Annotated in this window: 9 protein-coding genes; 2 read left to right on the top strand and 7 right to left on the bottom strand. The window is 59.8% G+C overall.

The annotated features are described in order from the left end of the window. Position 1: 1 nt before the first annotated feature. Both QK293_RS00045 and QK293_RS00040 read right to left on the bottom strand, forming a co-directional pair. On the bottom strand, positions 2 to 1276 hold the full coding sequence (locus QK293_RS00045; RefSeq protein WP_282374825.1) for a beta-ketoacyl-[acyl-carrier-protein] synthase family protein: 1275 nt from the start codon (positions 1274 to 1276) through the stop codon (positions 2 to 4). An 8-nt stretch (positions 1277 to 1284) separates the two neighbouring features. Further along, a complete protein-coding gene (locus tag QK293_RS00040; RefSeq protein ID WP_282374824.1) occupies positions 1285 to 1854 on the bottom strand; it encodes an acyl carrier protein in 570 nt (189 codons plus the stop codon). Between the two features lie 532 nt (positions 1855 to 2386). Here QK293_RS00040 and QK293_RS00035 point away from each other — a divergent pair. Next, a complete protein-coding gene (locus QK293_RS00035) occupies positions 2387 to 2731 on the top strand; it encodes a cupin domain-containing protein (RefSeq protein WP_007946320.1) in 345 nt (114 codons plus the stop codon). Positions 2732 to 2778: 47 nt separating this feature from the next. Here QK293_RS00035 and mmsB read toward each other — a convergent pair whose 3' ends face one another. Both mmsB and QK293_RS00025 read right to left on the bottom strand, forming a co-directional pair. Beyond that, on the bottom strand, positions 2779 to 3666 hold the full coding sequence (mmsB, locus tag QK293_RS00030; RefSeq protein WP_282374822.1) for a 3-hydroxyisobutyrate dehydrogenase: 888 nt from the start codon (positions 3664 to 3666) through the stop codon (positions 2779 to 2781). A gap of 10 nt (positions 3667 to 3676) precedes the next feature. Next, complete coding sequence (locus QK293_RS00025; RefSeq protein WP_282374821.1) at positions 3677 to 5203, bottom strand: CoA-acylating methylmalonate-semialdehyde dehydrogenase; 1527 nt, start codon at positions 5201 to 5203, stop codon at positions 3677 to 3679. Between the two features lie 163 nt (positions 5204 to 5366). Here QK293_RS00025 and QK293_RS00020 point away from each other — a divergent pair, with 163 nt between their 5' ends. Continuing rightward, on the top strand, positions 5367 to 6314 hold the full coding sequence (locus QK293_RS00020; RefSeq protein WP_282374820.1) for a LysR family transcriptional regulator: 948 nt from the start codon (positions 5367 to 5369) through the stop codon (positions 6312 to 6314). Positions 6315 to 6359: 45 nt separating this feature from the next. On the opposite strand, the gene recD is transcribed toward QK293_RS00020, so the two are convergent. From recD to recC, 3 genes are read right to left on the bottom strand one after another with little or no spacing between them, the layout of a single operon-like run. After that, positions 6360 to 8468: an exodeoxyribonuclease V subunit alpha gene (recD, locus tag QK293_RS00015; RefSeq protein WP_282374819.1), complete on the bottom strand. Its 2109-nt coding sequence runs from the start codon at positions 8466 to 8468 to the stop codon at positions 6360 to 6362. After that, positions 8465 to 12151, bottom strand: a complete 3687-nt coding sequence (gene recB / locus QK293_RS00010; protein ID WP_282374818.1) for an exodeoxyribonuclease V subunit beta — start codon at positions 12149 to 12151, stop codon at positions 8465 to 8467. Before recB ends, recD begins: the two co-directional genes overlap by 4 nt. Beyond that, positions 12151 to 15600: an exodeoxyribonuclease V subunit gamma gene (gene recC, locus QK293_RS00005; RefSeq protein ID WP_282374817.1), complete on the bottom strand. Its 3450-nt coding sequence runs from the start codon at positions 15598 to 15600 to the stop codon at positions 12151 to 12153. Before recC ends, recB begins: the two co-directional genes overlap by 1 nt. Positions 15601 to 15763: the final 163 nt, after the last annotated feature.

The raw sequence follows: 15763 nt of genomic DNA, 5'->3' as shown, positions 1-15763 counted from the left end.
GTCATGCCCTCCCCAGAACCAGCGAGCTGTTGACGCCGCCGAAACCGAACGAGTTAGACATCACCACGTTGATTGACTGGCGCATCGGCTCGCTGAGAAATTTCAGCGAGGGGTATTCGGCGCGGTCGTGATCGTAGTTCAAGGTCGGCAACAGCACGCCGTCCCGCAAGCTGATCAGCGACAGCACCGCTTCAATCGCGCCGCTGCCCGCCAGGGAATGACCAATGGCCGATTTGTTGGCGGTGAACGTCACATGATCCTGGCACTCGCCGAACACCCGCTGCAAAGCCAAGGCCTCACAGCTGTCGTTGGCTTGGGTGGACGTGCCGTGGGTGTTGACGTGTTGCACGGCGCTGCTGAGCAGTCCGGCATCCTCGATTGCGGCGTCCATGCACTCCTCGTATTTGCTGCCATCCCGGCTGCTGGAGGTCATTTTTTGTGCCTCGCACACATTCGCGTAACCCAACACTCGCCCCAATGACGTAGCTTTGCGACGCTGCGCATGCTCGGCGGATTCGAGAATGACCATGGCCGCGCCCTCGCTGATCACGAAGCCGCTGCGGTCCGGCATGAACGGCCGGCTCTGCTCGCTTGCCGGCAGGTCAGCCTGGCACAGCGCGCCGAGGCTGTTGAACATGTAATACGGCAACTCGTTGGCCATCAGTTCGACGGCACCGCAAATGGCCAGGTCGATTTCGCCGCGTTCGATCGCCCGGTAGGCGCTGCCGATCGCCATTGTGCCGGCGGCGCAGGCATCGGAATGGGTCGAAATGTGATCGCGGATACCGAGCGTCTCGGCCAGGTGCAGGGTCTGCTGATCGACCCGGCGCCCGAAGACCGCGCTAGACGCCGCCGGGTTATCCAGCAGTTGATCCAGATCGACACGCCCCGCCTCATCCATGCAGCGACTGGCCCGATGCAGATCGTGACTGTCCACGCAGTACTTGTTGGCCCCAAGGAACAATCCGCTGCGGCTGTGAGCAAAGGCTACCGGGGTCAGGCCGGCGTGCTGCAAGGCTTGTCGGGCGACAAATTCGGCCAACACACTTTGTCGCGGATGCAGCGCGGCATTGCCGCCGAAACCGGCGGCGATCTGCTGCCACTGGCCGTCGTCGATAAACCCGGCAGCGCTGTTGTTGAACCCCAACGCCTTGAACCGTGGATGTTCGCGAACACAGGACTGCTTCTGGCAGATCCGCTTGAACAACGTGGCGGCGTCCAGCGCCATAGGCGCCACCAGACCGAATCCGGTCACATAGACTTCTCGTGTCCGCATGAGAACTCCTACGCCGTCTCTTGGGCGTGAGCGGCCACAAATTGCTCCACCAGTCGGCGTGAAACCTCATCGCCGTCGGCCGGCACCAGCCGCGCACTGCAAGCGCCACAGACCACTTGCATACGTTCGTTCAGCACGGCTTGATGAGCGCCGCAATCGGGGCAGCTTTGCGGCAGATAGTTGAAGAGATTGCGGCACTGTTGCGCCCAGTTGCGCACGGTGGTGGCGGCAAATACCTGCGCCGGTTGCATACCGGCCTTGAGTTGATCCGGGGAGTAGGCGCTCAGGCTTTGTTCAAGCAAGGCCTTGCCGTTCTCGGTGATGCGACCGCTGGCCAGGAACTCGCTGGCGTCGCCGCAGACAGCGATGGCGTGATCCAGCACGCTGGTTTTGGGCAAAGTGCAGCCATACTGACGACCCAGCTGAAAGCTGAGGTCGACGATGTCCAGCGAATCGGCGCTGAGATCCTCGACAATACTGCTGTTCTCATCGATATCTTCGGCGCTCATCACCAACAATTGCGCGAGGATCTCGCGGGTGCTGGCAATGACGTTTTCCAACTCCAATGGATTGTTCATCTCGATCTCCCTATACGTGGTGATTGCTTCATAAATTCCGCATGTGAGAAGTAACTATTCCCACAGAAACTTCTCACGCGGCGGAAATCTAAACTCTGCCCTTAAGGGGAGAGTCAACGAACTATTTAAAGTTTTTTAACAACTTGAGAAAGGCGTTCGAACAAGCCTGCGCGCCGCACTCGATTGGTGCGAAGCCTCGCGCCAATCGACTTATTTACTTAACAAAGGTTGCGTATGGTGGGGGTGCGCACTGTATTGCTGGCTAAATAGAGAGGGGCGGAAGTATAAACTTCTGACTCACAGCACAAACGCACAAATAATAGAAACCGCACAAGTAAAATAGTTATAACTTCATAACCCTTGTTCTATATCAGCGCAGCCGTTAAATAATGCGTCTTGAGGATTTACAAGCCGATCCGGGCAAACCGGCACAGCGCTTCTGGGTAACTGAGTGTCGAGCACAGACAACTGACCGAGTGCGGGGCGCTATAGGGTGCGACTTCAGTTCTTGAGCCCACTGCCCGGAGTCCACATGACCGCACCTATTACCGTTCTTCGTGACACCCACCCACTGCCGGTACTCGACGCCTGCAAATGGGAAAAACTCGAAGGCGACCCTCACACCGTCAACCTCAATGCCTACACCAGCGAAGACGGCAGCAAGATCATGGGCACCTGGATCTGCACGCCGGGCAAGTGGTATGTGGAATACGTGAAGTGGGAATACTGCGATTTCCGCGAGGGATATTGCATCATCACCCCAGAAGGAAAAGAGCCGATCCATCTGCGTGCCGGTGATATTTTCGTCATTGAGCCGGGGATGAAAGGCACGTGGGAAGTGGTTGAGACCGTGCGCAAGTATTTCGTGTTTGCCTGATGCAAAAAACCGGGAACCCGCCCGACGCGGGTTCCCGGAAAAACCCCTTATTGGGGTTTGCGATAGCTGTTGATGATCGCCGAGAAGTCCTTGCCACCTTCCCCACGCTGGCTCATCGCTTGATACAACTGCTGGGCCACCGCGCCGAGTACCACCGGTTGGTGCGCCTGACGTGCCGCTTCAGTGGCCAGCCCCAGATCCTTGAGCATCAGTTCGGCACCAAAACCACCGGCATAGCCACGCGAGGCCGGCGCTGTTTCGACGATTCCCGGCCACGGGTTGTACATCTCCGAACTCCAGCAACGCCCGGTGGAACTGTTGATGATTCCCGCCAGCACCGTTGTGTCGATGCCGAGAGCATCGCCCAGCGCCATGGCTTCACTGACACCGACCATGGAGATCGCCAGGAGCAGGTTGTTGCAGATCTTGGCAATTTGCCCGGTGCCGACTTCGCCGCAATGGACGATGTTGCGGCCCATCTGCGCCAGCACCGGTTGCAGGGTGGCGAACAATTCAGGGGTGGCGCCGACCATAAAGGTCAGGGTCCCGGCCGCTGCACCGCCGGTACCGCCAGAGACCGGCGCATCGGCCATGGCCACGCCTTGCTTGGCTGCCGCCGCCGCAACATCACGCGCCGTCTGCGGATCGATGGTGCTGCAATCGACTGCCGGCACGCCCTTGGCGATTCCCGCCAGCACGCCGTCTTCACCCAGCCACACGCTGCGCACATGCACAGCGGCTGGCAGCATGGTGATCACCAGCTCTGCGCCTTGAGCGGCTTCACGTGCCGAAGCGCTGATGCTGCCGCCCAGTTGCTCCAGCTCTGCCAGAACGGTTTTGTTCAGGTCAACCAGCCGCAGTGAGTGGCCAGCCTTGATCAGGTTGCGCGCCATCGGCGCGCCCATGTTGCCGAGACCGATAAAAGCGATTTTCATGTCCGGCTCCTTAACGCAAGTTGATGGTGGTGTTCACACCGTCGTTGACGCTGTCGTCATCGAACCAGCGACTGGTGACAGTCTTGGTCTGAGTGTAGAACTGCACCACTTGCTTGCCATACGGACCGAGGTCGCCGAGTTTGGACCCGCGCGAACCGGTGAAGCTGAAGAACGGGACCGGCACTGGAATCGGGATGTTGATGCCGACCTGGCCGACGTCGATTTCCGTCTGGAATTTACGCGCCGCCGCCCCGCTTTGAGTGAACAGGCCCGTGCCGTTGCCGAACGGGTTAGCGTTGACCAGTGCGATGGCTTCATCGAGGGTATCGACTTCCAGCACCACCAGCACCGGACCGAAGATTTCCTGGGTGTAGATCTGCATCTCGGGTTTCACGCCGGAGAACAGGGTCGGGCCGACAAAGTTGCCTTTTTCGAAGCCTGGAACGGTCACGTCGCGACCATCCAGCTCAAGCTTGGCGCCTTCCTTGATGCCGCTTTCGATCAGATCGAGAATCCGCGCCTTCGCACGTTTGGAAATCACCGGCCCCACATCAGTGCCCGGCTCGCTGCCGGCGTTCACTGTGAGTTTCTGCGCCAGCGCTTTCAGGTCAGGCAGCCACTGCTTGGCCGCGCCCACCAGCACCACCACGGACGTGGCCATGCAGCGTTGCCCGGCGGCACCGAAACCAGCACCCACCAGCGCATTGAGCGCTTGTACGCGATTGGCATCCGGCAGCACCACGGCATGGTTCTTCGCCCCCATCATCGATTGCACGCGTTTGCCGTGTTTGCCGGCCAGGTCGTAGACGTGAGTGCCGACGGCGGTCGAACCGACAAAGGAAACAGCCTTGATGTCTTTATGTGTGCAAAGCGCGTCCACCACATCCTTGCCGCCATGAACGACGTTAAGCACGCCCGCTGGAACGCCGGCCTCGATCGCCAGTTCCACCAGCAGCATGGTCGACATCGGGTCCTGTTCGGACGGCTTGAGCACGAAGGTGTTGCCGCAGGCGATGGCCATCGGGAACATCCACAACGGAATCATCGCCGGGAAGTTGAACGGGGTGATGCCGGCGCAGACGCCGATTGGCTGACGCAGGGTGTAGGTATCGACGCCGCCAGCGACGTTCTCGGCGAACTCGCCCATTTGCAGGCTGCCGATGGAACAGGCGTGTTCGACCACTTCCAGGCCGCGGAAGATATCGCCTTCAGCGTCGGCGATGGTTTTGCCTTGCTCGTTGCTGAGCACCACGGCGATGCGCTTGGAGTGTTCGCGGATCAACGCCTGGAGCTTGAGCATGATGCGCATCCGCGCGCCGATCGGCGTCAGCTTCCAGGTCTGGAAGGCGCGATGGGCGGCGCTGATGGCAGCATCGACTTCCTGCGCGGTGGCGAACGGTACTTTCGCCAGCACTTGCTGGGTCGCCGGGTTGACGATGTCGTGCCACTCGGTGGTCTGGGACTCGACCCACTCGCCGTCGATCAACAGCTTTACCGTTTGGACAGTGGTTTCGTTTGGCGTGAGCGATGCGTTCATGTTGGGTCTCCGGGACGTTGTTCTTATTTAGAGAGCTATCTTGGGAGCCAAGGCGAGAAAGTCGCCTTGAGATGAGGCGTGTGTCGCGAATTGGTTGTCGGACTGTTTTTGGAGTATAGATGTGCAAACTTCTAATAAGAACGCACATAAAAGCCGGTCCATCATGCAAAAAAACATCACGTCCTTAGGCTCGTTGAACTGGGACGACCTCAAGTTTTTCCTTGAAGTCGCCCGCACCCGCAAGGCCAGCACCGCGGCCAAGCGCCTGGCAGTCGACTACACCACCGTGTCGCGGCGCATCAGCTCGCTGGAAGCGGCGCTGGGGACTTTGCTGTTTGAGAAATCCCGGACCAGCGGTTTTGTCCTGACTGCCGAAGGCCAGCGGTTGCTCGGTTACGCCGAGTCGATTGAAAGCACGCTGCACATGGCCTGCGAACAGGTTTCGGGGTCCGGGGTGGCGTTATCCGGGCATGTGCGAATGGGCTGCACCGAAGGCTTCGGCAGTTTTTTCATCACCCCGCAGCTGAGCCACTTCGTCGATGCCTATCCGGCGATCTCGGTGGACATCCTGCCGTTGCCGCACTTCATCAGCCTGTCCAAGCGCGAGGCCGACATCGTCATTGCCCTGGAGCGCCCGGAGCATGGTCCGTACGTCTGCTGCAAACTCTGTGACTACCGATTACAGCTCTACGCGACCCAGGACTATCTCGACAAGCATCCACCCATCCGCCGCCCGGCAGACTTGGGTAAACATTCATTCATTAGTTACGTCGACGATCTGGCGTTCAGCTCGGAGCTGTTGTATCTGGCGAATGTGTTGCCCGGCGCCAGTGCCAATCTGCGCAGCACCAGTGTGATCGCGCAATTCGTGGCCGCGCAGCAAGGCCGGTCGCTGGCGATTCTGCCGTGCTTCCTGGCGGCCCAGGATCCACGGTTACTGCCGGTGTTGCCGGAAGAGATCAACATTACCCGCCAATTCTGGATGTACTGCCGCGAGGACCTGCGCAAGCTCAAGCGAATTACCCTGTTGTGGGATTACATCCGCGCGGTCACCGAGCAGAATCAGGGTCTGTTGATGGGTGAAAGTCGGGAGACGCTGTTCGCCGATTAGTCGGCGCTCACCACGATCGTTTTTTGCGCGGCGCAAAGAAAGCTATCAATGACGTGTTTCAACACCCTCCTCCAATTCCAGCATCAACCCGCTCAAACGCTTGACCTTGCGCCGCACCGCCTCTTCGAATACGCCGGGACGAGGCTCGATCAGGGTGAACCAGTTTTTGGCCCGGGTAATCCCGGTATAGATCAGCTCCTTGGTGAGTACAGGGTTCAGGGCATCCGGCAGAATCAACGCCGTGTGAGCAAATTCAGAGCCCTGGGATTTGTGCACCGTCATCGCGTACACGGTTTCGACATCATTGAGCCGGCTCGGCAGAACAAACCGTACGCCGCCCTGACCATCATTGCGCGGGAACGCCACACGCAACACCTGCTTCCCTGCCTCCGGCCCATCACGTTCCGGTAGCTTGAGCGCAATGCCGATGTCGCCGTTCATCAAGCCCAGACCATAGTCGTTGCGGGTCATCAGCACCGGCCGACCTTCGTACCACTGCTGGTCGCTGTCGATCAGCCGAGCCTTGAGCAGCGCGGCGGTTACGCGTTGATTCAAACCTTCCACGCCCCACGGCCCTTTGCGTACGGCGCATAACAATTGGAAGGCGTCGAAAGCTTGCAACACCTGCCGAGCCCAATCGGTCCAGCAGGGATCATTCAGCGTGTTGTCGAGCGGTGGTCGCAGGCTGCGCAAGAGACTCAGGTAATGTCGATAACCCTGGGGGCCATCGCCATGCCCCTCAAGCAACAAGCGCTCCAATGCCCGGTCCTGCTCCCCCTTGAGGGACAGGGAAAACACGTCGTCATGACTTCGTGCCGCCAACAACTTTCGAGCTTCTTCGGGTTGCTGCTGGTTAACCCAACGAGCCAGTTGACCGATACCGCTGCCCTCGCCGAACCGGCGTGAATGACGCAGCATCACCACTTGCTGGGCCAGGGGATGTGCCCCTTGGGTGTCTTCTTGCAAACCGCTGGCATCCAGGCTTTCGCCACTGACCGCCTGCAGCCACAGGCGAGTCTGTGGGCTGTACCAACCGGCCTCGGCGTCGCGGCACAGGTCGCCCAGAACGGCGCCGGCCTCCACCGATGCCAGTTGATCCTTGTCACCGAGCAGTACCAGGCGGGCATGGGCCGGCATCGCGTCGAGCAGATTGGCCATCATCTCCAGATCGATCATCGAGGCTTCGTCCACCACCAGCACATCCAGCGGCAAGCGATTACCGGCGTGGTGACGGAAGTGTCGAGTACCGGGGCGACTGCCGAGCAGACGGTGCACGGTGGTGACGTCTGACGGGATCTTCACCCGTACGGCTTCATCGACTTCCAGGGTCCGGACCTGCTGACTGATGGACTCCGTCAGTCGGGCTGCAGCCTTGCCGGTGGGTGCCGCGAGACGGATGCGCAACGGCTTGCCCGCCTCGACTGCCGGCGCCTGGAGCAACGCCAGCAAACGCACGACCGTCGTCGTCTTGCCGGTCCCCGGGCCGCCGGTGATGATGCTGAAGGCGCTGCGGATTGCGAGGGCACAGGCGAGTTTCTGCCAGTCGATCACTTCGCCGGGCCTGGCTGGGCCGAACAAACGGGTGAGGCGTTGGGACACATCATCCGGCGTGGTTTCGTGTTCCGCCAGGCGTTGGCGCAGCGAGTTGTCGATACGCCGCTCATAAGCCCAGTAACGACGCAGGTACAGGCGTTTACCCGATAACACCAATGGCCGATGCTGCGCCGCCTCACGGCCGTCGGCCGCCAATGCGACCAGACTGCTGGAGGCCAGGACCTTGCACCAATGGGCACCGTCCAGCGCCTCTAGCAACTGCGACGGCAGCAACATCGCACCACTTTGCAGATCGCCTTCAGGTGGCAGCGAAAGAGCGAAGTCCGGTTCCTTGAGCGTCTCGAACACATCCAGGCACACATGACCGTGGCCCAGTTGATGACTGGCCAACGCGGCGGCCAGCAGCACCAGCGGATCGTCGCTGGGAGCCAGTTCATGAAGAAAAGCGACGAAGGCCTTGTCCAGCGCTCGCAGCCAGCCACGCTCAACCCAGCGTGTCAGCAATAGCAGCAAATCATCGGCGCGACTCAACGGCGCCAGATCGGCCAGGCTTTCGGCTGTCAACGAAGTGGGCAGCAAATTAGCGAAGGTGCGACTCATAGCAACACTCCCTGTTCCCAGGCGGGTTCAGCCTTGGGTTCTGGCTTGCCCTGGAACAGCCGATCCAGACGCTCGATCAGCTCTCTTGGAGGACGGGCGAAATACACGCCTTGGCTGGACGCGCGCGTACCGCGCAGAAACAGGTACAGCGCACCACCGACATGCCGGTCGTAATCGTAATCGGCAAGTCGCGCCTTGAGCTGGCGATGCAGGGCCAACAGGTACAGCACGTATTGCAGGTCGTAACGGTTGTCGAGAATCGACTGCTCCATGGCCTGCTCGGTGTAGGCCGCGTCATCGATGCCCAGCCAGTTGGATTTGTAGTCGGCGACGTAGTAGCGGCCGTCGTGCTCGAACGTCAGGTCGATGAAGCCTTTGAACATGCCATTGAGCAACACCGGCTCGGCAGCCACCCGAGCGACGCCGTTGTGGGTGTATTGGCGCACCAGTTCATCGAGCTTGAGCACATCGACCTTGTGGCTGGCGAACCAGAACTCCATCTCGACCCGGTACTGGGTCAGTTGCTCAAACACCACGGGGGACTGTCCGCCGCCGATACGCAGCGGGGACGCGAGCAGGTGCTGCAGCCAGTCGTTCAGGGCAGTTATCCAGCCCTCCCAGCCACGGCGGTTGCAGCGACGGGCAATAGCGTCTTCCACCGCTTGCGGGGTGGCGGCGAAACCTTCATCGCCGGCCCATTCGAGCAAACCATGGAGAAAGGTGCCGGGGTTCGGGCCACGAGGGAATCGATGGATATCAGCGCCGCCGGCCACCACGTCTCGTGGTGCTTGCGGATCGAGGCGTTCGTCGTCGAAGAGCTTTTGCGCTTGCGGGCTCTCCGGTGCTTCATCAGTGCCCACGCTCATGCTGTCGCCAATGCGCAAGGCGCTGTAGGAGGCGATCCACCAGTTTTCGCTGGCCTTGCGTTTGGGTATCAGAGGAGCAAGCAACGTCGCATCGTTGTGCGGCGGATGGTAGTGGTCGACGATCGCTTCAGGCATTTCGCCGTAGCTCAGCGCAGGACAGTCCCGCTGCAGGTCTTCCAGCCAACGCTTCAAACCTGCCGACTCGGCCAATGGTGCACCGCCCCCCAGTAGATAGCCCAATGCAGAAAGATGCAGCACCGAGCTGTTGTTATTGCCGCGCTTGAGATCAGTCACTCCGAGCCAGCAGGCGTGTTGCGCCCGGGTCAGGGCCACGTAAAGCAAGCGCAAATCCTCGGCAAGACGCTCATCATCCGCCTGAACAATCAACTCGGCCGTAGGCTTCAAGGTCACTTGGGCCTTGCCCGTGGCGTCGTGGTAATGCAACGGCAGGCGACTGCCATCCACCGGTTTCGCCGAGCAAATGAACGGCAGGAACACCAAGGGATACTCAAGCCCCTTGGACTTGTGAATGGTCACGACTTTGACCAGTTGTTCGTCGCTCTCCAGACGCAGGATCTGCTCTTCACCGGCCTGACCGGACAACGCCAGATGCTCGGACAAATGACGGATCAGCGCTTGTTCACCATCGAGCTCGGCGGCCGCCTGTTGCAGCAACTCGGACAGGTGCAGCAAATTGGTCAGCACCCGCTCGCCGTCACTGCGCGTGATCAATGCCTGAGGCAGCTGGAAGTCATGCAGCAACCGCCGCAGCATGGGCAACACGCCCTGCTTGCGCCAGAGCTCGCGATAACCGCGGAATTGCATGACCCGCGCTTCCCAGGCCAGTTCGTCCTGATTGAGCCGTTCCAGTTCAGCCAGCGACAGGTTCAGCGTGATGCAGGCCAACGCGGCTCGCAGTGGACGCTCGACATCTGGCTCGGCGCAGGCTTTGAGCCAGGTCAGCAGATCGTGGGCCTCCTGGGCGGCAAACACCGAGTCCTTGTCCGACAGATAGACGCTGCGCACGCCACGAGCGGAGAGTTCGCCACGCACCGCTTGAGCTTCTTTGCCGTCGCGGACCAGGATCGCGATATCCGCTGGCAGCAGCCCTCTGAAGTCCTTGCCGTCCTGATTGAAACCCGCCCGGCCTTCTTGGCCGCCATTGAGCAAAGCGGTGATTTCACTGGCGCAGGCGGCGGCGAGTTGTTGTCGGTACACCGCGCCGGACAGCGGCTGATCGGCGGACAGGTGCCAGATGTTCAGGGCGGGCACGACCTGGCCGTCGATGTGCAGAACTTCTTTGCGCCCTTGGGATTCGACGGGCAGGAACGGTACCGGGTTCTCACCGTTCTTTTCACGAAACAGGAATGCACCCCGCCCGGTCTCGCGAGACTCGGCACGCTCGAACACATGGTTTACCGCACTGACCATGCCATGACTTGAACGGAAATTGGTGCCCAGGGTATGCAGACGGCCAGCGGTGGCCTGGCGAGCGCGCAGGTAGGTATAGATGTCGGCACCACGGAAAGCGTAGATCGCTTGCTTCGGATCGCCGATCAGGAACAGACCGCATTCGGGATTGTTGTCTTCAATGCGATAGATGCTCTCGAAAATCCGGTACTGCACCGGGTCGGTGTCCTGGAACTCGTCGATCAACGCCACCGGGAACTGCTCGCGGATCAAGGTCGCCAGGCGCTCCCCGCCATCGGACTGGAGGGCGGCATCGAGCCGCAGCAACATATCATCAAAGCCCATTTCCGCCCGGCGACGCTTTTCTTCCTCGAACCGTGTACCGACCCACTGGGCGGCGTGCTGCAACACGACGGCATCAGGAGTAGGCAATCCATCGAGACTGATCTTGAGACCGGACATGGCATCCAGTCCCGGATGACGGGGTAGTTCGCCCTTCCAGGCTTCAGCCATACCCTCGGGAGTCAGGCGCGTGAATCCGGTGCCGATATCCAATTGTTCAAGGGATTCGTCTTCAGCCCAAGCCCTGATCTTTTCGAACCAGGGTTCGAAATAGCGCGCCTGCATTTTTCGACCGTCGACACTTTTGCTCGCAACACCTTGGTGACAGATGGCAAGCAATTCGTCCGCCCACTGGCGCCAGGGCATCTTGAGTTCGAGCAAGGCTGCCCGTCGCTCTTGCAGACACTCCGTGATCAGTTCGGCAGGCTCTTTACCTTCAACACTGTCTCGCTCACTGGCGAACAAACCACGCAATCGCGGCAGCAATGCCGCCGGACCTCCCCAATTGCCGCGCACCCAGTTCAGCGCATCCCCTTGCATCGGGTAACAGAACCGCCGCCAGTAGTCGCGCAGGACCTCGCCCAGCAAATCGCTGTGATCGGTTTCCAGGGTCTGTGTAAACAGGCTGCCACTGTCGAACGCGTGCTCGCGCAACATACGCTGGCACCAACTGTGGATAGTCGAAACTGCCGCCTCGTCCATCCACTGTGCGGCGATGTCCAGGCGGTTTGCGCACCCGGGCCACTGCTCGGGAAGGTACTCCGCACGAAGCTCCGCGATAAGGCTATCGGGCGCCGGTGTTTCATCGCGAAAAAACCGCGCAGATTCAGCTAAACGTGTGCGGATACGTTCGCGTAATTCTTTAGTCGCGGCATCGGTGAATGTCACAACGAGGATTTGCGGCGGCAACAGTTCACGTCCGAAGCCACTCGACTCTGCGCCGTGGCCAAGAACCAACCGCAGATAGAGCGCGGAAATGGTGAAGGTCTTGCCGGTCCCGGCGCTCGCCTCGATCAGTTGGCTGCCGCGCAGGGGAAATGCCAAGGCCAGAGGTTTAGTGGTCATCAGCGCGCCTCCTCGCTGTTCAATGAACGCCAAGGCGCTTCAAGCAGCGGCCGATACAATGCGTTGCACCAATCCGGGAATGTTTCGTCTGCGGTAAGCGTGTCGTAGTCGGCGAACTGTCGTGCGAGTGCCGGGCTTTCGCGACGCTCACCGTCGGTGGTCAGTCCATCGCCTTCATAGGCCTTGCGAGCTGCGGCTTGGGCTTTGACTGGATCAGTTTGACCAAGCCATGCAAAGCCGGTCTTTACCGCAATCGGCAGTGGTTGGCGCATGCCCGTTTGCCAAGCCATTAACAGGTCGCCCAGAATCCGCAAGGCTGCATCCTCCTCCATCGGACCGAGCAGCAGACTGTCGTCACTGGCCACCAACGCAGTGGTCATCGCCATACCACTGGCGCAAGCAACCAGATGATTGACCCATGGCCTTGTCAGACGATGCCATTTGCGAGACTTGATCGAGCCGATGCTGTTGGGGATTGTAGTGACGGCTAGCAAACCACCGTCCGCACGTAGATGCAGGCCGCTGAGCCAACCTTCCAGACGCAGACCCTGCAACTGCAGGTTCACTGGCAGGGCGTTGGTGAGCGGCGTCGGCCATAACGCCAAAAGCTGCTGGTAACGCTGCAGCAGATCCGGCAATGGTTCGATCAACTCTCGCTGAAGGCATTCACCGAATCCGGCCATGGGCAGGAGGCCACTGTTTTGCAGACGTTTTGCCTGTGCTTCCAGCACCTGGTCGGTGCTGTCCAGATGTCCCAGCGCCGCTTCGAGCAAGCTGTCGCTGAGGCTGTAACGTTGCAACGCGTCGAGTACAAATGGCTCTTCGTCAGCCAAGGGCACTTCAGCCGCTTCGAAGTACACCTTCAGTCGCTGACTGAAGAAATGTCGCACAGGATTACGCAGGAAATCCTGCAATTGACCGAGACTTAGCGGCTCCTCCTGAACGTAGGGATCAAGGACCTCGATATCAGTCGATCGCGCAAGGGGGTGATGAAGTACCTGCCACTCATTCGCGTAGCTAAACAGGTCATCGCCTTCATGGAAGTAGCGGGCGCTGAAGGGTTGCAGTGGATGTTCCTGAGTGATGGCCTCAAGCAGGTCTTCGTCGACATCATGCAGTCGCCAACCGCTGGCCAGATGGTCTCGTAATTGGCCAATCAGTACTGACGCAGGGCGCTCACTGTTATCGCGAATGCTGCGGCCGACCCAACTGATATAGAGTTGGTCACGTGCCGACAACAGGGCTTCCAACAGCAGATAGCGGTCATCTTCGCGTCGGGAGCGATCGCCAGGGCGGTAATCACTGCCCATGAGGTCGAAGTCCAGTGGCGGCTGTGCACGCGGGTAGTCCCCGTCATTCATGCCCAGCAGGCAGACCAGTTTGAACGGGATCGCTCGCATGGGCATCAAGGTGCAGAAGTTAACCGCACCGGCCAGAAAACGCTGGGACAGGCGGCCTTGGTCTAGACCAGCGAGCCAGGCTTCACGGACCACGGTCAACGGCAGTTCATCATGCAAGCCAACTGACTCGCAGGTCTCAAGCCAGGTTTCCCGCAGCTCCTCGAGCTGGGCCAACACGTAGTCGTCATGCTCATTGCTGGCCTGGAAGAACAACTGAACCAGTGCATGCAATCGAAAGCCCCATTGTTTGGGAACTGCAGGTTGAGAGAGTTCCTGGTGAGCGATCTCCAGTGCATCCAGCAGCGCGACCAAAGGCCCAATGAGCGCGGCATCAAGACCACCGATCTCGTCGTAGGGCTCGATACCCTCGCAGGCACTGGCACTGCCCACGGCATAACCGAGCAGCATCCGTCGCAGGCCAAAACGCCAACTGTTTTGCTCCAGCTCCTGCGGCAGACCGAGACCCGCACGCTGCTCGGCATTCATGCCCCAGCGGATGCCAGCGCCTTCGATCCAACGGTGCAGGGTCGGCAGATCACGTTCCTCTACACCGAAGCGAGCGCGTAGTGCAGGAACATCCAGCAGATCGAGGACCTCGCTCACGGGGAAACGGCTGTCGGGCAGCTTGAGCAGATGCTCGATAGCAATCAGTAGCGGATCACGACCGCGCTGGCCTTGATCTGCGAGCGTGAAGGGAATGAAACGCGGATCGTGGCGTTCAAGCTGAGCAAACACCGCACGAATATGGGGTGCGTAGCTGTCGATGTCAGGGACCATCACGATCACATCGCGAGGCCTTAAGTCCGGATCAGCACTAAAGCGTGCAAGCAACTGGTCGTGGAGAATTTCCACTTCGCGCTGGGCGCTGTGGGCGATGTGAAAACGGATCGATTCGTCGTTCGCCGGATCGACGGCCGGCCAGCGCTCCCGAGTCTCGTTCAAGGGACGCAATTCAAGAATGTCGTCCTGCAATTGATTGAGCATGTTCTGTGGCTGGCTGTCGCTGAACAGGTCGATACGACCATCGCGGAATGCCGAGCGATAGCTGTTGGGATCGTCGTAGCTGTCGAGCAGATTGATGTAGTCCCGCCCCTGCTTGCCCCACGCCGCCAGCAGCGGATGCGCATGCTGATGGAGGGTTTGTGGATCGAGCACAACCGGCATTCCGCTCTTGCGAGCCTGACGTTTGTACTGATGCCGCAACAGGTCTTTATCGGCGACGATGTCTGCCCAATGGTGACGACACGGGTTATGTACGCAAAGCAGAACCTGGCTGAACCGGGCCAGTCCCGCAAGTGCTTCCAGGGCTTGAGCAGGCAGTGAAGAAATCCCGAAAACGATCACCCGTGAAGGCAATCCGCTGGGGCCTACGTCGAGGCTGTTGATGCGCTCGATAAACCGTTGATGGACGCCGGCTCGGCTTTGCGCCATGCCTTGTTCACCCACATCCAGCAACAGCGCACGCCACAACTCTGCCTGCCAGCAGTTAGCCGGGGTCAGAGGCTTGGTTTCGCCTCTACCATTTCTTAATTGATGACGACCTTCTGCCCAGTCTTCAAGCCAATCGGCCCGATACACCTGGTATTGGTCAAACAAATCCGCCAGCCGCTCGGCCAACTGATAGCGTTTGCGTAAATCGGTGTCATGGGTAAGGAAGCGCTGCAGCGGTTCGAAGTGCGGTTGATTGATCAACTGTGGAAGCAGTCGCATCAGACGCCAAGTCAAGGGAGCTTTATCGAGCAGGGATTTGACCGGGATTTCGTCACGCCCAAGCACCATGCGATAGAGCTGCCACATGAAGCTACCCGGCAACTGCACGTCGATGGCTGCGGCGATTCCGCACCCGCCCATGTCGTCATCTTCGGGGTCTTCCGCCAGTGCCAGCTTCAGCCATTGGGCGATGCCGTTGCTCTGTACCAGAGCAATTTCGTTTTCCAAGGGAGCCAGCGGGTAACGCCGCATCCAGCTGACCACCAGGCTGCGCAACTCGTCCAGGCGGTTGCCGTGAACCACCATAAAACCAGCACTGAGGGACGTCGCGTCCGGCATAAAGGCTTCCTTGGAAAAATACAAAAGCTAGGGCCGAACCTTAGCATTGTCGGGAGACTGTGACAGCCGGGAGCCGTCCGGTATTGCTGTACGAACTTTCCTGCGGACAAAACAAAACCCCTACCTGCATACGCAGATAGGGGTTTCGGAATTTAATCTTGAC

This window comes from Pseudomonas sp. AL03 (assembly GCF_029960815.1).
Classification (GTDB): Bacteria; Pseudomonadota; Gammaproteobacteria; order Pseudomonadales; family Pseudomonadaceae; genus Aquipseudomonas.
The sequence above is the reverse complement of the archived record's forward strand: the minus strand, read 5'-3'. Positions and strand labels throughout refer to the sequence as shown.